Origin of the sequence: Candidatus Nanosynbacter sp. TM7-057, assembly GCF_022828295.1 — a bacterium.
Lineage (GTDB): Bacteria > Patescibacteriota > Saccharimonadia > Saccharimonadales > Saccharimonadaceae > Nanosynbacter.
In genome coordinates, this window is the sequence record NZ_JAJQJT010000001.1 from 100,728 (window position 1) to 124,989 (window position 24,262).

23 protein-coding genes and 1 CRISPR repeat array are annotated in these 24,262 nt (G+C 42.8%); of the genes, 4 read left to right on the forward strand and 19 right to left on the reverse strand.

What is annotated here, in order from left to right:
* Positions 1–143 precede the first annotated feature (143 nt).
* Genes cas9 through cas2 form a run of 3 tightly spaced genes read left to right on the forward strand, consistent with a single transcriptional unit; the run spans position 144 to position 4,725 of the window.
* The gene (cas9, locus tag LRM45_RS00530) at positions 144–3,500 is read left to right on the forward strand and encodes a type II CRISPR RNA-guided endonuclease Cas9 (protein ID WP_243826316.1); all 3,357 of its coding nucleotides are present in this window, start codon (positions 144–146) and stop codon (positions 3,498–3,500) included.
* Positions 3,501–4,391: a type II CRISPR-associated endonuclease Cas1 gene (gene cas1 / locus LRM45_RS00535; protein ID WP_243826317.1), complete on the forward strand. Its 891-nt coding sequence runs from the start codon at positions 3,501–3,503 to the stop codon at positions 4,389–4,391.
* 25 nt (positions 4,392–4,416) lie between these two features.
* Positions 4,417–4,725: a CRISPR-associated endonuclease Cas2 gene (cas2, locus tag LRM45_RS00540; RefSeq protein WP_243826318.1), complete on the forward strand. Its 309-nt coding sequence runs from the start codon at positions 4,417–4,419 to the stop codon at positions 4,723–4,725.
* Between the two features lie 40 nt (positions 4,726–4,765).
* Positions 4,766–5,264: a CRISPR direct-repeat array (repeat unit 36 nt; unit sequence ATTATATCAATATCTAAATTGTTAGGGAACTATAAC).
* Positions 5,265–5,430: 166 nt separating this feature from the next.
* On the opposite strand, the gene LRM45_RS04205 is transcribed toward cas2, so the two are convergent.
* Positions 5,431–5,562: a hypothetical protein gene (locus LRM45_RS04205; protein WP_275973411.1), complete on the reverse strand. Its 132-nt coding sequence runs from the start codon at positions 5,560–5,562 to the stop codon at positions 5,431–5,433.
* 244 nt (positions 5,563–5,806) lie between these two features.
* Positions 5,807–6,364, reverse strand: a complete 558-nt coding sequence (locus LRM45_RS00545) for a DUF6609 family protein (RefSeq protein ID WP_243826319.1) — start codon at positions 6,362–6,364, stop codon at positions 5,807–5,809.
* Positions 6,365–6,462: 98 nt separating this feature from the next.
* On the opposite strand from LRM45_RS00545, the gene LRM45_RS00550 reads away from it, so the two are divergent.
* On the forward strand, positions 6,463–6,969 hold the full coding sequence (locus tag LRM45_RS00550) for a DUF2726 domain-containing protein (protein ID WP_243826320.1): 507 nt from the start codon (positions 6,463–6,465) through the stop codon (positions 6,967–6,969).
* Between the two features lie 763 nt (positions 6,970–7,732).
* On the opposite strand, the gene LRM45_RS00555 is transcribed toward LRM45_RS00550, so the two are convergent.
* The 17 genes from LRM45_RS00555 to LRM45_RS00635 all read right to left on the reverse strand — a co-directional run bounded on the left by LRM45_RS00555 (position 7,733) and on the right by LRM45_RS00635 (position 24,219).
* Positions 7,733–8,647, reverse strand: coding sequence for a cell division protein FtsQ/DivIB (locus tag LRM45_RS00555; protein WP_243826321.1), 915 nt, complete (start codon positions 8,645–8,647; stop codon positions 7,733–7,735).
* A complete protein-coding gene (locus tag LRM45_RS00560) occupies positions 8,644–9,807 on the reverse strand; it encodes a UDP-N-acetylglucosamine--N-acetylmuramyl-(pentapeptide) pyrophosphoryl-undecaprenol N-acetylglucosamine transferase (protein ID WP_243826322.1) in 1,164 nt (387 codons plus the stop codon). The genes LRM45_RS00555 and LRM45_RS00560 overlap by 4 nt, the downstream gene beginning before the upstream one ends.
* Positions 9,740–11,032: an FtsW/RodA/SpoVE family cell cycle protein gene (locus LRM45_RS00565; protein WP_243826323.1), complete on the reverse strand. Its 1,293-nt coding sequence runs from the start codon at positions 11,030–11,032 to the stop codon at positions 9,740–9,742. The genes LRM45_RS00560 and LRM45_RS00565 overlap by 68 nt, the downstream gene beginning before the upstream one ends.
* The gene (gene mraY, locus LRM45_RS00570) at positions 11,025–12,062 is read right to left on the reverse strand and encodes a phospho-N-acetylmuramoyl-pentapeptide-transferase (protein WP_243826324.1); all 1,038 of its coding nucleotides are present in this window, start codon (positions 12,060–12,062) and stop codon (positions 11,025–11,027) included. The genes LRM45_RS00565 and mraY overlap by 8 nt, the downstream gene beginning before the upstream one ends.
* Positions 12,063–12,064: 2 nt before the next feature.
* Positions 12,065–13,810: a peptidoglycan D,D-transpeptidase FtsI family protein gene (locus LRM45_RS00575; RefSeq protein WP_243826325.1), complete on the reverse strand. Its 1,746-nt coding sequence runs from the start codon at positions 13,808–13,810 to the stop codon at positions 12,065–12,067.
* Between the two features lie 21 nt (positions 13,811–13,831).
* Positions 13,832–14,173, reverse strand: coding sequence for a hypothetical protein (locus LRM45_RS00580; RefSeq protein ID WP_129634729.1), 342 nt, complete (start codon positions 14,171–14,173; stop codon positions 13,832–13,834).
* Between the two features lie 197 nt (positions 14,174–14,370).
* Positions 14,371–15,291, reverse strand: coding sequence for a 16S rRNA (cytosine(1402)-N(4))-methyltransferase RsmH (gene rsmH / locus LRM45_RS00585; protein WP_243826326.1), 921 nt, complete (start codon positions 15,289–15,291; stop codon positions 14,371–14,373).
* Positions 15,292–15,582: 291 nt separating this feature from the next.
* Entirely contained in the window at positions 15,583–15,951 is a 369-nt protein-coding gene (locus tag LRM45_RS00590; protein WP_243809551.1) for a division/cell wall cluster transcriptional repressor MraZ, read from the reverse strand.
* A 432-nt stretch (positions 15,952–16,383) separates the two neighbouring features.
* Positions 16,384–17,661: an ATP-dependent DNA helicase gene (locus LRM45_RS00595; RefSeq protein WP_243826327.1), complete on the reverse strand. Its 1,278-nt coding sequence runs from the start codon at positions 17,659–17,661 to the stop codon at positions 16,384–16,386.
* Between the two features lies 1 nt (position 17,662).
* On the reverse strand, positions 17,663–18,640 hold the full coding sequence (locus tag LRM45_RS00600; RefSeq protein ID WP_243826328.1) for a Kiwa anti-phage protein KwaB-like domain-containing protein: 978 nt from the start codon (positions 18,638–18,640) through the stop codon (positions 17,663–17,665).
* Between the two features lie 39 nt (positions 18,641–18,679).
* Entirely contained in the window at positions 18,680–19,105 is a 426-nt protein-coding gene (locus LRM45_RS00605; protein WP_243826329.1) for a ribonuclease H family protein, read from the reverse strand.
* Between the two features lie 8 nt (positions 19,106–19,113).
* Complete coding sequence (locus LRM45_RS00610; RefSeq protein WP_243826330.1) at positions 19,114–20,799, reverse strand: hypothetical protein; 1,686 nt, start codon at positions 20,797–20,799, stop codon at positions 19,114–19,116.
* 64 nt (positions 20,800–20,863) lie between these two features.
* Positions 20,864–21,880 (reverse strand): gluconeogenesis factor YvcK family protein, encoded by a 1,017-nt coding sequence (locus tag LRM45_RS00615; protein WP_243826331.1) that lies wholly within the window; start codon positions 21,878–21,880, stop codon positions 20,864–20,866.
* A gap of 26 nt (positions 21,881–21,906) precedes the next feature.
* Positions 21,907–22,575 (reverse strand): SDR family NAD(P)-dependent oxidoreductase, encoded by a 669-nt coding sequence (locus LRM45_RS00620; RefSeq protein WP_243826332.1) that lies wholly within the window; start codon positions 22,573–22,575, stop codon positions 21,907–21,909.
* A gap of 24 nt (positions 22,576–22,599) precedes the next feature.
* Complete coding sequence (locus tag LRM45_RS00625; RefSeq protein ID WP_243826333.1) at positions 22,600–23,085, reverse strand: hypothetical protein; 486 nt, start codon at positions 23,083–23,085, stop codon at positions 22,600–22,602.
* Positions 23,072–23,689: a hypothetical protein gene (locus LRM45_RS00630; protein ID WP_243826334.1), complete on the reverse strand. Its 618-nt coding sequence runs from the start codon at positions 23,687–23,689 to the stop codon at positions 23,072–23,074. The genes LRM45_RS00625 and LRM45_RS00630 overlap by 14 nt, the downstream gene beginning before the upstream one ends.
* 38 nt (positions 23,690–23,727) lie before the next feature.
* A complete protein-coding gene (locus LRM45_RS00635) occupies positions 23,728–24,219 on the reverse strand; it encodes an NUDIX hydrolase (protein WP_243826335.1) in 492 nt (163 codons plus the stop codon).
* Positions 24,220–24,262 lie beyond the last annotated feature (43 nt).

Sequence of the window (24,262 nt, forward strand, 5' to 3'; positions counted from 1 at the left end):
AAAGTATATGAAATACTGGAGCAAAGCACTAATCCGCTCACTTGTTGGGCGGATTATCTTTTTTATGAGTAAAGTATTTACGCTTTCAAATATTCTATTTTGGTTGTATAATTGCATTAAATTATCTCACAAAAGGGACTATCATGACTCAAAAATATTCATATTCACCAAAAAAATATTCACTAGGTCTAGACATTGGGACATCTTCAATCGGCTGGGCAGTATTAGACTTAGATAAAGAGCGCATCCATGATTTAGGGGTGCGCATTTTTGAGCGACCAGAAGTACCAAAAACCGGCAAGAGTCTTGCCGAACCGCGCAGGATTGATAGATCCAATAGACATCGACTAAGGAGACGTCGACAAAGGCTTAATTATCTCAAGCGGTTCTTTATTGATAACAATTTGATATCAGAGAGTCGCATAGGTGATATGCTTAGCCCAACTCACCCCAAAAAGTGGAGGCCAATCTATGATCCCTACGCTCTACGTATCAAGGGTTTGAATGAAAGACTCTCGCCAGAAGAGCTATTCGTAGCTCTTTATCATATAGCAAAGAGACGTGGATATAAGAGTAATCGTATATCCGTAGAAGAGCAGGATATTGAAGGATCTCAAGTGTTATCAGCTATTTCTGAGAACAAACTACTTTTGGAAAAGTATAAGACAAAATCGGTAGCCAAAGTACTTACGCTTGATGAAAAATTTAAGAACAATAAACGTAATAAAATAAGCACATATAAAAATTCATTTGTTCGTAAAAATTTTGAAGATGAAGTGATGTTAATTCTTGATTCTCAGAAAAAATTTGGCCTTAAACTACCATATGAAAAGATACAAACCTTGCTGTACGGTGATATAAAAAATGGCAACTACAATGGTATATTTTCACAGCGACCATTCATGACAAGTGAACTGATTAAAAAGATGCGTGGTTATTGTGAATTCGAGCCAGAAAAGCCTCGCGCACCAAAGGCTAGCTATAGCTTTGAGCTATTTCGCCTCGCTCAAAATCTATCCCATCTTCGCATTGTAGTCGATCGAGAGGCTCGACGGTTGTCTGAGGATGAGATCGCAAAAATAATCGAGAAAGCAAAGAACGTCAAAGTACTAAAATATGAGCATATTCGTGACATACTTGGATATAAGGACGACCAAAGCTTTAGTTTTGCTCAGGGTATGATACGTGGCAAAATTAAAAATGACGACAAAAAGAACGGTGAAGGCAATAAATTCGACTCAATGATATTTTACCATACTGTCAAAAAAGCTCTCGAACAACATCCAAAAGATTGGGACATACTAGCTACCAATAATTTTGAACTATTAGATACAGCAGGGTTAATGCTGACGGTAAATAAAGACGACTCGAGTCTGCGCACAGAACTATCCAAATTAAATATAAGCACCTATGCCGTTGAAGCACTTTTACCAATCAACGTTAGCGGCTTTGTCCATTTGTCATTTGACTCTCTCCATAGAATAACCCCATGGCTACTAAGAGGATTAAACTATAGCGAGGCGGTCGAAAAGGCTGGCTACAGCTTTTCTCAAAGTCTTTCTGGCAACAAGAAGAAATTACCGCCATTGTCAGAGAAACAAGCAGCACAAATTACTAACCCTGTTGTCAAGCGTGCAGTGTCTCAGACTATTAAAGTAGTTAATGCAATTATCAGGAAGTATGGAATACCATACAGTGTAAAAATAGAAACAGCAAGCGAGCTGGCAAAAAACGCCCAAGAACGTAATAAGATAAAAAAGATTCAAGACGAGAATGCTGAATATAACGAAAAAATTAAGCAGAAACTTATCACTGAATTTAATATACCAGCACCAACAGGACTACAAATTACTAAGTTTAAATTACGTGAGCAGCAAAACGGTGTTAGCCTTTACTCAGGCAAAGAAATAAATCTTGAAAATCTTTTCGCCGATGAACATTATGGCGAGATAGATCACATTATACCATTTTCACGCTGCGGCAACGATGGATTAAACAATAAAGTTTTGGTTTTTGCAGACGAAAATCAAGAGAAAGGAAATCTGACACCATATGAGGCGTTGGGTGGAGATGATAAAAAATGGACACAATTTGAGGCACGTGTAAGAGCAACCGCTGGATTACCAGCCGCTAAAAGAGATCGCCTTCTGTCAAAAAGTAAGCCAGTTGAAGATTGGAATGTCCGTGCGCTCAACGATACTCGATATATTTCACGTTTTTTACGTCAATACATTCGTGATAATTTAGATTTTCCTAAAATCGAAGGCAAGACCGGCGCGCAGAGGGTCTTCTCACCAAGTGGACCAATCACTTCATATTTAAGAAGAGTGTGGCATGTTGGCAATAAAAATCGCGATGATAATAATTTGCACCATGCAGCTGATGCCTGTATTATTGCCGCGACAAGTCCAAGCATTATTCAAAAAATATCAAGTCTTAATAAATACTACGAATTATTCAAATATACTGATAAAAACGAGATTGTCGACAAACTAACAGGAGAGGTTCTTGATCGTAATCAATTTGAACAGCATATAGCAGATCTTGAGCCCTGGGATGATTTCGGTAAGGAGGTGCGAAAACGCAGTAAACTATACAATACACCAAGCGAACTCCATAATGAACTAACTGGTCTAAAAAACTACGATGAAGAGTTTCGTTTGAACACACTGCCTATATTTGTTTCACGCATGCCTAAACGCTCCGGAAAAGGCTCAGCAAATGATGCGACTTTCCGATCGCCTAAAATCGTAGCAGGTTACATTGACGAAAAAGGGAAACCCGCCATTGCACGCAAGCAGCGAGTGTCGCTCCATTCTGTAGATCTTAAAAAATTATACGATTCACCAATTCGTGAAACAGATCCTAAACTGTACAAAATTTTGGAACAGCGACTCAAGGATTTTAATGGCGATCCAAAAAAAGCATTTGCCGAGAGCGTTTACAAACCAACAAAAGACGGTAAGCGTGGCAATATTGTACGCAGTATAAAAATATATAACACACGAGATTCAAGAAGTGGATTTTTAGTTAACAAGCAAAGAGCCTTTGTGAATAATGGTAAGACTATTCGTCTTGATGTTTATAAACGCAAAAACTATAAAGATATATATGAATATTATTTTACTCCAGTCTACACTCATTTGATAAACACTCAAAGGATTGAGGTTTTGCCAACACCTACTGGCCGGAGCAAGAACGAAAAGGCAGATTTTGATACTATCCGAACAGAGGATAATAAGATATATGCGACACTAGAGAATGGATTTATAAAGCAATTCTCCATATATCCAAATGACTACGTGCGAATATATTTTGATAACGAGATCGTTGAAGGATACTACGTAAAATACAACACTAACGACAGTAGTTTAAAACTTATAAAACACAGTGACACGAGTAAAAACGATAACGACTTAATCAGCAAGGTAGCCAAAACCGCCACCCTCATTGAGCGCTACGACATTGCCGTCCTCGGCGATAACTACAGGTGGCTATAAATGGCTTGGCGCGTCGTAGCTATCGAAAATCCTGCGCGGCTTAGCGTGCGTGATAATCAACTAGTAATTGCACAGGAAATGGAGTCTACTCTTCCAATTGAAGATATTGACGCCTTAATTTTAGACAATTACGGATCAACTATCACGACAAATTTGCTGACAGCATTAGCTACAAAAGGAACGACGACTGTAATATGCGACGAAAAGCATTTACCTGCCAGCGTACTTCTACCATATTCACAACATTCGCGCCAAGCCAAAGTTTCGCGTCAACAATTGTCCATGAGCCAACCCTTAAAAAAGCAACTATGGCAACAAATTATTATCAGTAAAATCACAAATCAAGCAGACGTCTTGCGATCTCGCGGGCTAGACGATTCCACTTTGCGGTCTTTAGCTAACGATGTTAAATCGGGCGACACCAGCAATCGCGAGTCAATTGCCGCCAGAATCTATTTCGACCAAATACTGGGCGACGCCACACGCCGCAAGCCAATCTGGCACAATGCCGCATTAAACTATGGCTACGCTATGGTGCGAAGTCACATTGCCAGACATATTGCTGCTCGCGGACTAGTTGCCTCACAGGGGCTATTCCACCACAATGAGCTTAACAGCTTTAACCTGGCTGACGATCTAATTGAGCCGTACCGTGCCGCTGTCGATTTATATATCTTAGAAAAAGTTGCGCCACTTCATGTCGGCGACCGCGATGCCAGCCTCACCAAGCATGATCGCCAACTTATTATTGACATATTAAATTATTATGTTATAATTGACAGTAAGAAGTTTACTATAAAACATGCGGTCGAGCGGACGGTTGAAAGCTTTATCGAATGTATCGAGGTAAAGGAGGCGCGTAAGCTTCTTTTGCCAAAAATCGCCTCCTAACAGGGAAGGGATGTCATATAAAATCATGAGGGTCGCAGTATTTTTTGATTTGCCGACCAATACCAAAACAGAGCGCAAGGCCGCCGCACAGTTCCGTAAATTCTTATTGGACGACGGTTTTGACATGCTCCAATACAGCATATATACGCGACTATGTCCAAATCGTGACGTTGCAGAAAAACATATGATGCGAATTAAGAGGCACGCTCCGGACAGCGGCTCGGTGCGATTGCTTTATTTAACAGAGCATCAATTTACACACATGCACGTTATTGTTGGCGAAAAAACCACCCAAGAAAAGTCCGTTCCAGCTGGGCAATTAGCATTTTTCTAACCAAAAATCCCCCTCGTAACAGAGGGGGATTTAAGGAAGTATTATATCAATATCTAAATTGTTAGGGAACTATAACAAAAATATTGATATTCTGAGACAACCTCGCATTATATCAATATCTAAATTGTTAGGGAACTATAACACCAATCAGCGATGAGACCGGCTTGCCAGTATTATATCAATATCTAAATTGTTAGGGAACTATAACCATTGGGATTCTGCGTTTATTTTCTTTACAATTATATCAATATCTAAATTGTTAGGGAACTATAACTCGTCTTTAGCTGGTTGCGCGTTTTAATTGATTATATCAATATCTAAATTGTTAGGGAACTATAACTTATGCGCCGATGGTCATGAATTTAGATAGATTATATCAATATCTAAATTGTTAGGGAACTATAACTTCATAGAATCAATCATGAACCGTGCGTCTTATTATATCAATATCTAAATTGTTAGGGAACTATAACCCATTCGGCCTCTCGGCTGGCCCGTTTTTTATTATATCAATATCTAAATTGTTAGGGAACTATAACGAAGGGGGTATTAACAACAGCCGTTTATTGATTTTTTATGGTGGCAGTAGTAATATTTACGCAGAAGTAGGTAGCGCCACTCGTATTGAACAGGAAAGCGGACCTACTTCTTTTTTATGGTGAATGAATATTTAAAAGTCCGAAAGCGCGACTTTTCTATTTTCGCTTAGTCTTTTTTATTGATATTGACCAGCAAAATTATTATGATTATCAATAGTAGTACTGATATCATTAATTCGCCCATCGTAAAAGAATGAAAAATAATTCCATTGTCAAGTATTCTAGTTCCGTTTGCCATATTATCCTCCTGCCCTCATTTTAGCATAAAATACGTTGTTTATTTTACGCGCTCATTTATGTATTTTAGCTTATCAAATGTATAAATTATTACGAAGTCACAGAACACCATAACAATATAGCCAACTAAGCGTATTGCGGAATCTAGCAAATAGCAACAAGAGGAGGCTTGAGCAATCTCTTAAAAAGTAGTATTATAGCTGGGCGATTGTTGTGATTTGCAGTCGTCGTTATGTGAAGACACCTCATTTTCGAGGTGTCTTTTTTGACGGCTTCGAAAAAAATAATAAATACATTCCAAATACAAGCTTAATTGCCGAGTCAATATATGCTATCACCTCTAATGGGATATCGGTAAAAATATATCCTACAAAAACATTAATGGCGCAAATAAGACCCAGATATATCATTGATTTTCCATGCACAAAATAATACGGGAAAAAATGCAGTGCGGTCGCCATCAGCGCTCCCAGCCAAATCAATCTCCAATTTTCAGTCGCAAAGAATGGTCCACCCAGCAAAACCATCAAGATAAATAATAAAATAACGGCGTATAAAGATACTTTCTTTTGAAATTCACTCGAAGATCCATCAGACAGCCTATTCAACACCTTTTTATTCATGTTGATTGAGAAAAAACTAATAACATATCCAATGCTAAATACTTGCATATTTATTACTCGTTTTCCTCCTATTAAAGTAGCTATTGAAATAATCGCTGCTATTACAATTAGCCACAATCCACACGCTCTCTTATAATTGAATTCCAACTTTTCATCTTTATTATAATTTAAAAAAGCCATAAATATCTCCGATAAAATTATCACTCTTATTATATCACCGCAACGATAAAGCCTAAAAATCGTAAGCATTTATTATCAACATATGATAGACTAATCTCATGGGAACGCTTATATTTATAGTTATAGTAGCCGCAATTATTTTTCTGATAATCAAAGCAAGGCGGGGGACTGACGGCGACACAAGCCCGATTAAGACCCCAATAAAGAAAGAATATGTATACATTAAAAAATCTTGCGCAATGACGCCAAGTGAATTATCGTTTTACAAAATACTACACGAAGCAATAAACGGATGTGTAATTATACCTCAGGCTCATTTAAGTATGTTTTTAGACCATGAGATAAAAGGGCAAAACTGGAAGGCGGCTTTCGCGAGAATAAACGGCAAATCTGTAGATTTTCTAATTTGCACCAATGATATGAAGCCTCTCATAGCTATTGAACTTGATGATAATACTCACAATCAGCCCGATCGGAAAACGCGCGACGATTTTGTCAATTCAATCATGGCCAATACTAATATGCCCCTACTGCGATTTAAGGCAGGCGAATGGAACAGTGAAATAATTAAGCACAGAATCACTCAAGCTCTTTCACAAAATTAGCGATTAAAGAACAATAGAACAAAATACGAACTAATTATTAGCCATTTTTAAGCATACATAAAGCCGAATCGGCTGAGAGTATTTATATTGATAAATTTTGCGAGATACAAACATAAATTATAAATCCGAGCCAATGCAGATAAACCAACGTACAACATAAAACGCACCAAGCCAGTAAATAGGGCGGTTTATAAAACAAAAATGACAAGTAGATTGATTTGGTAAAAATGAGATAAATTTATCGCGAAGAAAGACGATGGAATAGTCGTGTTTTAGATATAGTTTTAATGTCGCACAATGTATCTTTTACGCAATAATAAATGCCGTACAAAGATGAATATACATATGTCTCTACATATCCGCTAACACCTTATAAAACGAACTTTTTCTGGTAATTCGACTAGGGGATTCTCTATCATATACAACTTCATAAAACATACTGTCTTTTATAAAAATATACACCAACAAAATGCGAACTTAAAAAATATTTTTTTAATTCCAGCACTACACATACCGGAGTGCTACATTGATATTTTTACATCAATATAAACTCTGAGTATGCGCGCCGTAAGCTCGTTAAGTTTTCCACAACGCATTTTATATTATTTGACATTTTTATATTTTTATTGCCCTACTCCCCTAGCTTATCATTTTGCGATTATTTGACTTTTGCATATTTTTATATTGTTATATATATTTTCTACACCATACAGAAATAGAACAAAAAGAGAACTTACTCTATCCAGAAGAGAAGTTGACCGCCCTACTTATAGAACGACCTCTGATCTACCCTGACGTCTATATACCCTGGCTTCGCGCCGTTATTATCCAAATAATTCAAAGTAGCTATCACCTGTTTAACCTGAGCTTGAGCAGACCTATCCACCGTCATACGGATCTGGGTTTCCCTGCCCTCGACCTTAAACCAAACTTGGCGTACAGTATTAGCTGGCAGAATAACCTCTGAAACATTCATTTTATGTTGCGAAAATTCAGACACGGCTTGACCAAGAAAGCTCAAGAATTGACGATTTATAACTTCTTGACCGCCTCTAGTCGGTAGGCCACTCTCATCACGAACAGCAACCGTAGGTGCAGCAAAATAATTCTGCTCAAAAGTAACACCGCTATCATCAACAAAATAAATCTTATCACCGGAAGACCACTGAGCCACCGGCTGCCTAAACGTCAACTTAACGGCCGATCGCGCTAGAAAATCTCCCTCCACGCGAATATTTTTTACCTCAGGAGCTTTCTGTAAAAAGAATTGCTTGAGATCATTATTATTGAGGAAAAACCGAAATCTCTCCGCTGGATGAGCGCTGTAATATTCATTAAGAACGCTCACGTATTTATTGGCATTGCTGGAACTTTTTGCGTCGGGAGTTTGGATTGAAATATTGATTGTCAATTGAAACAAAAGGAATATCACAATAAGCAGACTTACCGCAGTCGCAAACATTTTCCGCATTACACGGCGACGTTTTTTCACCAATTCGTGCGTCTCGAGTCTCTCAGAAGTCTCCAAAGGAGAGGATGTCTGGCGGCTATTAAGCGTCCTGTTCCGACGATATGATTGGGCGGGCAAATCCTCATAATTCTCAGTCCGACGACGCGCCGCGATTTCTCGACGACTTAGATTCTCGTCCGATTTTTTCTTAGAGAAGGGGAATTTCACTTTCGCCTACCCTGCCTTCGCACCGTAGTAAGAATAATCTTCGCCATATCTTTAGCCGCTTTTGGTTTGGCAAATTTGCCGAAGTTATCGCCCAGACCTTTAAGAATTTTCTTAGATTTTAATACGCCAATTATTTTTCGTGCCAAGATTTGATTGTCCTTATCCAACTCGTCTTCGGAAACTATCAACGCCGCCAATGCGTCCTGGTAAACTTTAGCGTTTTTCAATTGATGCCCGCCCGTCAAATGGCCGTTAGGGATAATAATTGTCGGTTTATGTAGCGCCGCCAACTCCAGAAGAGTGGTCGCCCCTGCCCTGGTCACGACTATATCCGCTGCCGCCAAAACTTCCGCCATCCCGTTGTGAACAAACGCCTGCAATCGCCAGCCCTCCCGTTCGTCGGTTTGCTTGAGAATTTCTTCATATTGCTGATTTCCCGATATCAAAAATACCGAAGCCTCAGAAAGCAGGTTTTCCCTAATTGCTACAATCGCGGAATTAATTCGGCCAGCTCCGAGTCCACCGCCAGTAATAACAACTAGCGGTTTATTGACATTAAAGCCTAATTTTTCCTTCAATTCTTTCCTCTCAGCCTCAGAATATGGATGGAATTCTGGCGCAACTGGAATACCAACATATGAAGCTTTTTCCGGTGGATAATTGTAATATTCAAGCGGCGCACCCGTGCCGATAGCTTTTGCGAAAGGACTCAGCAAGCGATTCGTCAAACCTGGATGCGCGTCAGAATCATGCAAAACCAACGGAATTCTTAATAGCCGAGCCGCATAGCCAACTGGCAAACAAACATATCCGCCCTTAATGAAAATAACGTCTGGACGCCACTTCATAAGCTTAAACAAGCTCTGGAAAAAGCCAATCATCACCTTAAAACCATCACGTAGATTTGGGAATAAAATTGACGGATGTAGATGCAATGAGATGCTTTTTCCGTGATATCGGCGTAATTTTCCAGCAATAATCAAATCGACCGGAATATTCTCGTCGAACTTAGCAAAAATCCCGCGTGCGCTGGCACCAAATTTTTTATCGCACCAAAAACGAAGCTCGTGATCACCAGTTTTCTGTAATTCTCTAAATACGGCTACCACTGGCGTAACGTGTCCGCCTGAGCCGCCGCCGACCGCTAAGATCTTGGCCACTTTCACCCTCCTCTAATGCTTTATGTGACGTATATTTGGAAATTTGGAAAACTAAACCGAGCGCTGCCGCGATAAACAACATGCTTGTACCGCCATAACTTAATAATGGTAACGGGATTCCAGTAAGCGGCGCCAAACCTGTCATTGCAGCAATATTCAGTATCACGTGAGAAGCAATCCAGCCAAAAATTCCCGCCACAATTAGCCGCAACGTTACGTTCGGAAGCCTCGCGGCTACGTGCAAAATCGACAAGAGTAACGCCGTAAACAGCGCCAATATAGCCATTAAGCCGACAAAGCCAAACGTTTCTCCCATGACGGCAAAAATAGAGTCGTTAGTCGCCTCTGGAAGATATCCTGTCGCCTGAACGCTTTTACCAATTCCAAGTCCTAGAAGCCCGCCAGAACCAATTGCAATTCTGGCCTGCTGAATGTGATAATTCTTATTCTCCTGACTGCTCGTCCCTTTGTGACTATCGCCCTGCACAAAAGTCATCACGCGCTCGATTCGGTGCGGCGATGTAAAAATCATCACCAAACCACAAAGTGCAACAATCGCCAGAATCTTCTTGAAAATCTTCCAATCAATTCCAGCCACTAAAATCATTGATAAGATAATCGCTATCAACGAAATTCCCGTTCCCAAGTCTTTTTGCAAAAACACAATCATCAGCAGCGATAATCCGGAAATAATGCCCAGCGGAATAATAGTTTCTTGGATGTCGTTCAATTTTCCCTGTTGCGAGCGACGCCCTAAAAATCCCGCCAAAAACAATAGCACGCCATATTTGAGCAATTCTGACGGCTGGAAACTACCTAATCCTCCCAGATAAAACCATCGATACGCACCGTTAGTTTCTTGCGCAAACGACAAATGAAGTACCGCGCCCGAGAGAAATAATAAAATGCATAGCGCAAATCCAGCGTAAAGAATATATTTTGATCTCTCGCCAGTAAACCATTTGTACGGCGTAAAATAAAACGCAGAAAAAGCCACGACAGCAATAAGCACACTCGTCAGCTGCTTGCCAAAGAAATACGTATCGCTATAATTCGTGCCGTAAGCATAATTCATCACGTTGGCGCGTTGCGGCCCCAGCGCATACATAACAATCAGCCCAAGTAGCAGCAAAAGCCCCATATAAAGCACAATCTGGTACATCGGTCGATGACTTCGAACCGGCTGAGCGATAGATTGACGATTTTTGGCGATCGAATTACGCAATATGACCTCCAGCAAGCGCCAGCATCACGCCGATAAACGCCATCACGCAGCCAATAACCCAGAAGCGCATCGTCACTTTAGTTTCTGGCCAGCCAATCGCCTCCAAGTGATGATGAATCGGCGCGGATAGGAAAACCTTTCTCTTAAACAGCTTCTTGCTGACGATTTGGGTCAAGCTTGATCCCGCCTCAATTACAAATAGCAAGCCAATCACAGGAAGCAGGAGCAAAGAGTCGGTCAGCATTGCCACAACTCCCAAACACGCGCCATAAGCAAAGCTACCAACGTCACCCATAAAGAATCGAGCTGGGTAAATATTGAACCACAAATAGCTCAAGAGCACTCCGACAACCGTAAAGCAGAATCCCGCCAATATAACATGTTGTTGCAATAAGGCAATCACACCAAACGCCCCAAAGCTAATACTGAGCAGTCCGCCCGCCAATCCGTCCATTCCGTCAGAAATATTAACAGCGTTACCAGTAGCCACCACCGCAAATGCGAACAAAGGAACTATCAACCAACCAATATTCACCTCGCCCGCAAACGGAACGTGGAAACTCGCCACGCCCAGTTTAGCAAAGAAAAACCAACCAAGCACCACGCCAATCAACGTAATTAGCGCAAACTTCACTGGACTACGAAGTCCAGCCGCGCCGCCGCCCAAACCGCGCAGATTGATGATATCGTCAATTAGCCCAACAATTCCGCCACCAACCAACGCCGCCAAAGGAAGCCAGGTCTGAGCTCGGTCTAGATTGAAGAAAATCGTCACCACAAAGATTGAAATTACGCCAATCACTCCAGCCATCGTCGGGATGTTTCGCCGCAATTTTGCCGCTTGGAATTTGGCGAAAATCTTCAACTTTTTCCCGTCAGTGCTTTCCGACCTTTGGCGCTTCCAGAAGCGATATCGATAAGCGAAAAACGTATAAATTGGCGTTAAAAACATCGCTAGTAAAAACGCGCCGACACTCAGCAAAAATACGTGCGTTAATTCATTAGTTACTGTCTGCAGAGCTATTCCCATATTTATTCCTTTGGTGCTATTTTCATATAATCAATCATCCAGTTGGATATATCCGTAAAAATTGGCCCAGCATGGAGATTTCCCTGTAAGTTAATCCCTTTTCCCGGAGCCGCTACACGTACCATTATGACATATTCGGCGCCATTTTTTCCACCGCCATAACCAATATATGTAGCAATCGTTTCCTTCTGTGTGTAAGCGCCATTAACCACCGCTTCAGAAGTACCGGTTTTTCCACCAATTTCATAGCCAGATTTGTCGCTCTTTGATAGAAATGAAGATCGGCGCGCCGTCGTTAGCATCGTTCGCATCTGAGATGACGTGCCGCCGCTTACGGTTTGGCGAATAACTTTATTTTCCGACGGTTTCAAATTGCCAGATTCGTCAATTGTACCAACAAGAACGGTTGGCTTGTAATATTGACCGCCGTTAACTAGCGACGAAAATCCAGCCGCGACTTGAACCATAGTCAAATTCATACTCTGCCCGTAAGTCATGGCCGAATAACGAACCTCATTTCCTTCTACACTATCCGGCGGGTAAATATAGCCCGAAGCCTCGCCCAGCTCAATTCCAGTTTTGGTGCCAAAGCCAAATTTATCGTGATAATATTCATACAAAGTCTGGCGAGCCGGCAAATTAATCTGCGAGCCATTTCCTAATTTTCGAATCGCGGTAATCGTGCCGACGTTGAGCGAATTGTTAAACGCACCTTGAATCGTCATCGTGCCGCCCAAACCTCTCAGAGCATTACACATCGTGCGGTCAGCGACTTTAATACAATCGGTATTATTATACGTGCTGGACGGAGTAATAACACCCTTGTCAATTGCCGTAGCGAAGCTAAAAGATTTGATAATCGATCCCGGCTCAAATGGCACCATCGACGCGCTATCCACAAACACCGACCCATTTTTCTGCTTGGCAAAATCCGCTGGATTATAAGTCGGATAATTCGCCATTGCCAGAACTTGACCGTTTTTCGGATTCATAACAATCACACTTCCCTCAGTGGCGCCAGCTGCTTCGACTCCTTTTTTCAATGCCAATTCAGTCTGATTCTGGATATTCCTATCCACCGTCAGCGCCAAATTGTCACCAGATTTCGCCTCGATTCGCATATTATTTTTTCCAACCGTCAAAGGTATGTTTCTAACGTCAGTTACAGATTGTAATAGTCCGTCCCGACCCTTAAGCTGCTTATTCAAAGAGCCTTCGACGCCATATTGACCTTCGCCAGCCGCATTCACAAATCCAAGCACGTGCGCACCCAGTTCGCCCTCAGGATAATTTCGAATAGAACTTTGCTGGTATAGCACGCCCGCAAAGTTTTTCTTTTTCAATTTTTCCGCTTGAGTTCTGGTAATATTTTTCGCTAAAACTTCATAGCGCGACTTTTTATTATTGAGCCGTTCAGATACATTTTCCGTCATTTCACCGCCGGCAATTTCCCTCAAACCATCAACAAGTTGGCTCCGCTCTTTATCGTCAATCGACTGCGGATCCGCAATCACCGTATAAACCGCCTGATTAAGCACCACTGGAACTGGCGTTTTTCCGTCCATCATGTAAATTTTCCCGCGCTCCGCAGGAATGACAAATTGACGCTGCTGACTTGCCCGTGCTAATTCCGTATATTTGCCATATTGCAAAATCTGCAATTGAAATAATCGCAACACAAAAGCCGCCATCACTACTAGTAAAGCGATGGCCAACCAACCAGTTCTTGAACGAATAAGCCGCTGCATATTGCTTATCCTATTATATCACTATTGAGCGTAATGCGTTTCAGTTGTCGTCATAGCTGAAGCGACATTGCTATTCTTCACCTTCTCTAACGCTGTCAGACGCGCATTCTGCACTTCCAATTCTGACTTTTTTGCGCTTAGTTCGGTGATTTTTGTATCCAGACTCTGAGCTTCATAGCCGTAAGCTGTAAGTCTGGTTGCCTGAGTAAGATAAATCAAGCCCAGTACTGTAATCATCAATGCAACTAGCACTGTATGAGCAACAGGACCAAGTTTGACCTGAGACTGAAAACGTGTAGAATTCTGATTTCGGCGCAATTGACCGTGTGAACGTCGTGAAGTAAATGTGGTGGTGTTTGTCATTTGTCTCTATCTTTTATGTTTATATTTGTTTTAGCATAACAAACCAGCCCGCCCGTTAAAGACAGGCTGGTTTCTCTAAGGTATATTCCGGAATACGCTTTAGTTTAGCCGCGGCGTACTGAAACAGCCTCTGCCTTGTCCGTATTCTGGAATTCTACTTTGATGTGGATTGGCATAATAGCCTCCTTCTTTTTGTTTTATTTTTTCACGGCGTATCGAAACTTCGCACTTCGACTACGCGGATTGTGAACATCTTCAGTTCCAGACACCGGTTTTTTCTCTGGAACAATCAGCTCAGCCTCATAGCCAGCCGTTGCTTGCTCCGAAAAGTAACGCTTGATCAATCTGTCTTCCAAGCTATGAAAACTAATTATTCCTACTCGCCCGCCCTTATTAAGTAAGCGTGGCAAAAGTGGCAATAGTTCTTCAATCAGCTTAAGTTCGCGATTGACTTCAATGCGTAGCGCCTGAAAGGTGCGAGTCGCAGGATGGTGTTTCATACTACCGCGACCAACGGTTTGCTTAATCAGATCAGCCAGCTCAGTCGTTCCCTGAATTGGTCGAGCTTTTACAATTGCCTGCGCAATTCGCCTGGCCCGCCCCAGGTTCTCCTCGCCGTAACGAGTAATCAGCTGCGTCAGCTCGTCAACCGAATACGAATTGACAATATCCGCCGCTGTGATTTCCGTCCGATTATCCATCCGCATATCTAGCGGACCATCAAATCGAAACGAAAAACCTCTCTCTGCTCTGTCAAGCTGCGGTGACGACACCCCCAAATCAGCCAAAATCACGTCAAACTTACGCCCCTGCTTGACCAAATCTTGCGCTGCACTCACAAAATCTTTGTGAATTAAAGTTACGCCTTTTTCAGCCAAATCGCCCAATGTCTTAATCGCGTTTTCGTCGCGGTCAACCAACACTGCGCCCAAATAATTATCCGTCCTATTTAAGAATGCCCTGGCATGGCCGCCATAGCCAGCCGTCAAGTCAAGATACGACTCGCCTTCGACTGGCTGCAGCTTGCTAAGGGTTATCTCCAAAAGTACGGGAACATGAATCGGTTCGCTCGCTTGGAGTTCTTCCGACTGTGGTGGATGTTCTTTAATACTCATCATTATTCCATTATACAGAAATAATGCTCGAGATCACCTAACTGGATATTTAATTCTGGCTTTTTTGTATTTGTGTTTTGTTTGTTTTTGTTGTCTTAGAGTGGAAATTTGTTGATTGTCAGTAACAACCATGTTTTCCAAAGAGACTTATGTGTGAGGTGGAGTTTTTTTGGGAGGTGTTTGAGGAAGGTGCGTTGCCTTTTTTAATGTGGAGCAAATTGCCACATGCCATTTTCAAATACCCAGATAGTTGATCTCGAGAGGTTTTAATTGTTAAGGTGCTTAGCTAATCTACTATTCCGCATTCTCGGCCGCTATTAGCCGAAAATATTCCCCCGCTCGCACAGCAACGACTTCTCTGTTAATTCCAGCGTAGTCGAGCAAATGCTGCTCAATCGTCACTCGTCCTTGTTTTTGGTCGAGCGCCGATGCGGTTTTACCTCGTCGGAATTTAACGTTCAGGTCGGCAACTCGCTCATCCAGAATACTTCCTGTTAGGGCACTTTCCACTTCCCGATCCCAGATTTGCTGTGGATACAAGTGGAGATATTTGCCAAACCCGCGAGTTAGCACGACGCCTGATGCAAATTCTGCCCTGAGCTCAGCCGGAATTGTCAAGCGTCGCTTGTCGTCCAACTTACGCTCAAAGTAATCTGTCTGCACGTCGTCCTTCCTTCGTGGTAGATTAGTTGTTTTTTACAGTGGATGTTTGTTTTTGTTGGTGATTTTCCATCAACTTTCGTTCCACTGACTCCACTATACTACCCACACCTACCCACTTGCAAGCCCTTTTTTTGACTTTTTACCCATTTTTGCATCAAATAAAAACTTTTCCACATTTTTGTGGAAAAGCCTAGTGTTGGGTTGGCGCAAGTCTACGCTATTTAATAGTTTTGGGCAATGGATTAGCACTTAAAGTTATTTCAGACCAGCCTACAATTGAAGGGCAAACTAGTATACGCTTTTAACGACATAAAAAGAACACCGGCGAACCGCTCAAGTAAGGCGATTTAGCTCCGGTGGTTCTTAGCGTCAGTATAGTAAATAATCCTCAATAAATCAATAGCGATAAACTCCAGCACTCTATTCAATAAACTACTGATGAGGTCTAAAGACCACACCTCTATATCTCTCAGCAGACTCCCTACTTGCCTGCCTCAAAACCTCGTCAATTGCCAGCGCATCAGGAGAAACTTCCAGCGCCCTACGGTTAATTCCGTATAGATATAAATTGTCCAAATCTCGCACGCGACTCAAAGCCACATAACCCATACCTTCAACAAACGCCTTTCTCAGGTCAATCTTAGCCGCATCCAGTGTCATTCCCTGACTTTTGTGAACCGTTATAGCCCACGCCAAACGCAGCGGAACCTGAGAAATACTCGCTCGTTTGCGCTCTCCGTCCCGCAATTCCCAAGCATCCGGTACCATCGTCACCCGACGACCATCTCGAAACTCAACAACCGGATATTCCGTCAGCGGCTCAAAATCCACGACCGTGCCGATGCTTCCATTGGCATATAATTTTTGCGGCGAATTTTTAACTGCCATCACCAACGCGCCCAGCTTAATTACCAGATTTTCTGGAGCCAAAACCGACCTTTGCAGATTCTCTACATAAATTTTCGAGCCCGTCGTCGTCTGCTGATATGACCGCTCTTCTCCTGGCAATTCTGCCAATTTTTGGATATTGATATCATCAACATCAACGTTTACAGTGTGCAGTTCTGTAATATCACCATCTGGCGGCTCAATTTCCGTGCGCGCCAGCAACGCCTCGACGTGACGTCGCCTAACATCGCCAGTTCTTAGAGCGGTCAGAATCTCCAAAAGCTGCTCATCATTCTGACGATATTGTCGCTCCAAATACAGAACCGCTGGCTGAAGTTCTTGCCAAGCATCAGAATAAACCACAAATCCGCCGCCCTGCTCGTTCGGACGATTCACTGGCGGCAATTGGAAAAAGTCGCCGCTCATCACCAACTGAATACCGCCAAACGGCTGATCATTTTCCCTGACGGTTCTTAAAACTTTATCAATCATATCCAGCCGAAAATCGTGAAGCATTGAAATCTCGTCAATGATCAACACGTCAGTTTTAGAAATCACATCACGCCGCGTTTTTGACAATCGTTCAAAAAAATTGTTCGGCAAATGATCACTCACACCAATACCACTCCAGCTGTGAATCGTATTGCCCCCAAGGTGCGTCGCCGCCAGACCAGTTGTCGCTGTTACCGACACCTTTTTACCCCGTTTTCGTGCCTGCGCAATAAAAGTATTCAACAGGTAAGTTTTGCCCGTTCCAGCCGCACCAGTCAGCAACGCCGACCGACCGCTCAGCAGAATAGCCAGCGCTAATTCTTGATCCATTTTAGCCCCGTGGCGGTTCGCCTTCTGGCTCGCCGAGCAGCTTCTTCGATTTAATTTCGTAACGCTTGCCCGTGATTTTACTCTCAATATAATCCTCGTTAATGAGATTTACGAACATATCCAAATCATTGCCGTCCATGATAATAATCGCGCCATTATCATCGCTCATCAACTCCAATTGCATCTCATCAGCATAGTCCAAAACATCTTCCTGTTTAACCGCACCGATTTCCAATTTCTGCAATTTATTAATCGTCTTTTTGCGCTCCTTCACCAACGCATTAAGATCCATTCCCTCCGGAAAACTTAGCTTATATTCCTTCTCAATTTCCGCTACTTTTTTATCAGCAATCACCTGCTTTTTATATTCATAGCCAAACATTCGCTCAAATTTTCCAGGATTAAACGCAAAAATATCTTTACCGACAATCAAAACTTGATTATCATCCGGAACCCTAAAACCAACCTCCGCATTAAATGAACCAAATTTGCCATCAGAAAATTCCCAAGCCAACGCACTCTTTAGCGTCTGACCTTGCTGGATTAGCTTAACCGTGTAGAATGTCGCGTCAGGGTTATTCGGATCGGTAAATCGCGCCACAATTCCCTTCATGCGCTTGAATTCGTGCTCAGTTTCCGAAAACTCCACAATGTCATGACGTTCATGCTCAATCAAATGAATCAGTGTTTCAGCTCGCCCAACCTTTTCCAGATCAGTCCTCAACAGAACATTATCTTCCGATTCACTCAATTCATAATCGCGAACACTCAGTCCAGTGCCCGCACCCAAATTGACCTGATTGATATAGTCAAACAAGAACAACGGCCTAAGCTGTTGCTCAACATCGCCTTTTATCGGCATAAAATACGGCGTGTAATTTTTGCTAAACAAGAATAGCTCTATCTGTAAATCATTCTTCTTTGCATCGTTTTGATTTGCCCACAAAAAAATATCAGTCGTTTCCCTCACTTCTTCCATTTTTCTAGTATAGCAATTTTTATCAGATGTCGCTAGCAGTTATTTAGCTAATCTCTCGCCTTCACGCGCCCGATTGGCCCATTCGTCCGCCAGCTCATTCCCTTCATCGCCTTCATGACCGCGCACCCAACGCAAATCCGCCTGAGAGTTCGAATATAGTTCGTATAGTTCGCGGACAATATCCAGATTTTTAATATCACCGTTTTTCTTTGTCCAGCCGCGCTTTTCCCAACCCGGCGCCCATTTGGTAACCACGTTAATCCAAAACTCACTATCAGAATAAATCACACACGGCGCGCCATTAGCGTCTTTCAATGCCGCAATTAAAGCTTTGCCCTCCATACGAATATTAGTGGTATCACCGCCCTCTGAGCCCAAAATCCACGGTTGAAGATCGCGAATAACCGCAAAACCCCCCGGACCAGGATTTGGTGAAGCAGAGCCGTCAGTATAGTAAGTTGTCATTAGTATGATTATACACTAATTATAGCTCGCCTGGCTATCTTACGAGACGTACTGTTCATCTTATTATAGACTTTATAAAATTCACTAACGCGATCACGACTTTGTTTTGTTAAATGAGATTCCTTCTCCCCATCAGCACAGTTTGTAAAGAAGTCTTGCTTACGCTGCCAAATATCAATTATCTTCTCTGCTGTTTCATCACTCATATTGACCAAATCGCCGTAAATTTTCCGCAGCTTAAAGAAAAAGTGTGCCGCCTTTTTACCAGTACGAGCCACCAGACGAGCATCTGGCGTAGAAAACTGCATCTCAAACGGCGCATACGGAATTCTTCCATCGTCAGTTTCATAGAATCCCGTAATCTTCGCATCAGTAAATCCGCTACCACTATCCTTAAAACTGAACATCTTCATGTCAACGCCTGGTATCTTATCGATAATTTTCTGACGGATCTTCTTCTGGAAATCCGAAGAGCCCTTAACAACAAAACATTCGCTTTTTCGTCCTGGAGCTGGATACGGAGTAATCTTACCGCCATTAACAGCCTTAATCACGGCATCAGCATAGGCATCGGCTAGCTGCTCGTTGTCTTGACAAATTACCGTCATACCATATAAGTCGATCGGATGGAATTCTCCCGAATCTTTCAGAGGTTGAGAACGTTTATCATAATAACCTATGGTCTGTAGTAATTTTTTACAATACGAGCCACGACCCTTACCTCGAGCCCTTACTTCCAATTCTGCCCCATTCGAGGTTTTTACAGTACCAGATCCAAAAAATGTACTATGCGAGGAATTGGTATTTACGGCAGGTTTCAGATCTGACTCCCCTAGTAGCTCAGAGAACACGCCATTAAAGTTACCCATAGCAAAATCAAATCGTGTAGGATCGGTCGAATACCTGCTACCAAAATGCAACGACACGACCCTGTCCACCTCATTCATGATCGAATCGATATCACTGCTCAAGGCATCTTTGCGATATAAAGCATCGCCAATATTACGCCCCGTCATAACACCAATTTCATCTTTTAGCTCAGATTCCAAGTTATCTAGCCCAATAATACTGCATACTGGAATTAAGAAATTTTCAGCAAATACTGCACATTTATACGCGAACGCGCTATGATAAGGGGCGACTTTTAAGTTAGATAAGGTTATAGCTCCAGCAATCATCGCAGTCTCCAAGCCTACACCTTCAGCTCCTTCGCCTTTTGTTGAGAATACCTTTATCAAGTTATCAAGATGCGGTGCTGGAATTGACGGATTTTCAGCCCACGGGCTCTTACCATAATCATCACCATCCATGTCTAAATCGTCAGGAATTGTTTGATTGTCCTTAAGCTTTAGCGCTTTTCCTGCTAGCGAACCCTCATCAATATCTTCCATGTACGACAAAAAAGCCTCTTGTAAGACTTTATAGTCCTCAACTATACCTATAACAGTATCCTTGCTAATCTCTTCAGAGGCGCCATCTAGCGACCTCGTAATATATTCAGTACGTTGCCTACTACTTAAACCTTCCGGCATCCCAATAATAATCTCTGCAGCCAGTTTACGCGACGGAGTTAAGTGATCTCCGCTAAATGTCTCCACCAATCCCATGGCCAATTCTCTCCTTTCAAGAGAAAAGTCAACTTCGCCTTGATTTTGAAGATTGGTGTTATTGTCTAATGATTCTTTACTTTCCATAATATAGCTTGTAAATTATATCACAAACTATAAATTTTTGCAATAGCTAGACTATAGCGGTTATCTACGCAAAATAAATCCGCATCAATTCGCGCGCTACTCTGTCGGCATCGTGACGAATCAAGCTGCGCTGAGCCGCCAATGGATCGCTGTTGGAGTTCGTGTTGACCCACACGTCATCAGCAATCAAACGCTTGCCCGACGCATAATAATGCTTTTTCTTCAGCAATTCCTTATCCCACTCGACCAAATATTCGCCGTCGTGAGCATATTTCTTTATCAATTCCTCTGGCGGACGATGATTATTGTAAAGCACATAATCCATATTCACCCCTGAAAATCGCTCAATTTCATCCGCAAAATCCGCCACGGTAAATCCATCAGTCTGCGTTGGCTTGGTAACCAAATTGCAAACATAGACTTTCTTCGCCTTCGTTTCAGCAAGCGCACAAGTAACGCCTCGAACCAACAACGCTGGCGCCAAACTACCATACAAAAGCCCTGGCGCAATCACCACCAAATCGGCATCCAAAATCGCTTGATGAGCTCGCGGGTTAATCGTAGCTGGCGGCTTAAGCTCTAGCCACGGCCGCTCGCCGCGCGGAATCTTTAGCGACTCAGCCGCGTGTTGACCATCAACAACCGTGCCGTCTTTCAGCTTAATCGACATCGTTGTATCGTCCAGAGTAATCGGATAAACTCGACCATTAACGCCCAAAACTTCACTAGCCAACTCAACTGCATCAGCAAAACTTCCTGTCATCTTTTCCAGTGCTGCCATAAACAAATTACCAAACGCGTGACCTTTCATACTGCCCTCGCCGAACCGGTAATTGAACAAATCGCGAACTTTCGGCGAAGTACTTAGCGCCACCAGGCATTGCCTGACGTCGCCCGCCGGCAACACGCCCAATTCATCGCGCAACACGCCAGTTGAGCCGCCGTCGTCGACCATATTGACCAACGCTGTAATGCTGTGCGTATATTTTTTCAATCCAGAAAGCAGCGTGAAACTTCCCGTTCCGCCACCAATAACTACAATTTTTACCCCAAAATGATCATTATTCGAACTATCCGTCATGCCTGAATTATAGCACTTAATAAGCTCTAAACCAACGTGCCTTTTGGCAACGCCCATTCCAAAAACGGCTGCTGCTGACAATCAATCGCGTTAATAATATGCGTGGCAATTTTCGCAGGATCGTTGAAAAACATATAGTCAGCTGGAAGATCGCGCCCGTTCCAAAACGGAGTTTTCATAGCACCAGGCAAAAATAGTGCAACTCTAACTGGAAGTTTTTGCTCATCTGCCTGCATTCCCAAACTTCGCGCCAAACCCGCTTGAGCGTGCTTCGTCGCAACATACACAGCTTCATCCGAGCGCGCTTTAACACTACTTGTCGACCCAATAATCGTCAGTACGGACTTACGATTCTGCGTTAACATCTTACGCCAAGCCCATTGGACCAACGACAACGCGCCCGAAAAATTAACTTCCGCCATACTGCGAACACTCGGCTGATCTTCAAAATTGCCGCGCCAGCCATATCCAGCCGCCCACACAAATTGATCAATATCATCGCCGTTTAAGATCTGCTCGATTCGCGCCGACGCCGACTCTACTTGATCCGAATAATAAACATCCAATGGAAAACCTTCGCCGTGCTTCTGCGGATTATGAGTCTTGCCCAGAACTAGCACACGCTCGCCACGTTCCCGCAGCTGCTTCGCCATTTCCAAACCGAGCCCACTCGTCCCACCAAGAATAATATGCATATGGCTATTATAGCAATGGCAATATTAAATGTAAATTCCGTATCTAAGCCTCGGCCAAGCTTCCGTCAGCTCCTCGGCTGAAAATTCCTTAACAGAATCCAGCTCTTGTAAAGGCGTTTCCAAGCAAAGCCCAACAGCCACGGCAGCCACTCGTCTCATGAGATATTCCGCATTGTCTGAAGAAAAATAAGCATTCTTCCTGAATCCTCCTCTTATCCCTCCAACAGAATGTACACCCCGCCCATCCCGCCAGCTTCGCAGCTCAGTTTTACCATACGGAAACTGAAATGGCGATTGTATGAACGTAGACCGACCAGGAAGGCGCTTCTCTGCTAACATGATATGTCCCGAATACTCACGACAGCGACTAGCCAACATTACATCCATATCGAGAACCTCGTCCTTAACAACTAATCTAGTCAATAAAGCAAATAACAAATCCTCGTCGACTTCACCCTCCATAATATTCTCGATTTTAACTCTGGCGCCGTAATTATCAGCCTTCTTCATACGTTAAATCCTTAGCCATTTTCTTATACTCTCTCCACTTGCTACCAAAATCCACATTGCCATGGAAACGAGAAACAAACTTATCCACTTTATCCGGAGAGAAACTCTCAGTAGGCGATTCCTTAAGCTCTTCTAATGACAATCCTGCACAATGCAAAGCCACAGCTCCAACACGCAAGGCGAGTCTGACGATCTCTAGCTTCTGATCGTCGTCAGAGTTATTCTCAATGGAATCAGGGACAACAAGCTCGGTTGGTATTACTTTGCGCAAGAAAGAAATTCCACTATGCGACATCGGGTCAGCTAATAGCCAGCCACTTACCTTCACCTCATCTTCAACCGCCAGACACTCTGAAATAGACACTCGCGCCATATTCTCACCAATTCCGCGAACCTTCTCTATTAAATTCTCATGACTACGAATATCACCCACTCTCCTGGCAAACACCATGGACGCATTCACCGTCCCATCTTCTTCCAAAGACCAATTGCCATCATAGATTCCAATCAAGCGCCGACTTTCAACAGAGGAATACTTCTCCGAGCCATTACTAGAGTCAATAAATCTAATATCAAAAGATACGCCGCCTGTATTTTTTTCCACGTCTGATATTCTATACTATTTTATGGAAAAAGTCAATACTATTCTGTCGGCAAACCATTTGCGCCACACAATTTCTGCCACTTCAAATGCACTTTATATCGAAGCGGTGCACCCGACTCGCTCTCTTGGAGTCGCAACTCTTCAGGATCTATAAACATCACTTCGTCCGCATCAACGCCCGCTGAAAAATCAAAATTTTCCGTCCACACACGACAAGAAAAACAAATTTGGTTAGCATCAATTCTTTCAAGATAAATCTCGTCCGACGCGTCAAAAAGTTGATAACGCAAGCCGCCCTTGTAGCCAACCTCTTCATATAACTCCCGCTTCAACGCAGACTCAAAAGTTTCGCCATAATCCATACCACCGCCCGGCAAATCCCAACACGGCCGCCCATCTTCTTTAACAACCAAAATCTGCCCAGCGTCGTTGTAAATCAGAGCTTTTATGGAAACGCGATACAGACAATCCAGATGGTCCGTTCCATCTAAATTCTGTGTAATGATACGTCCGTTGGTGATTTTTGTCATGAAAGTCATTATACTACACCCGAGCGCTAGATAGCTAATACCA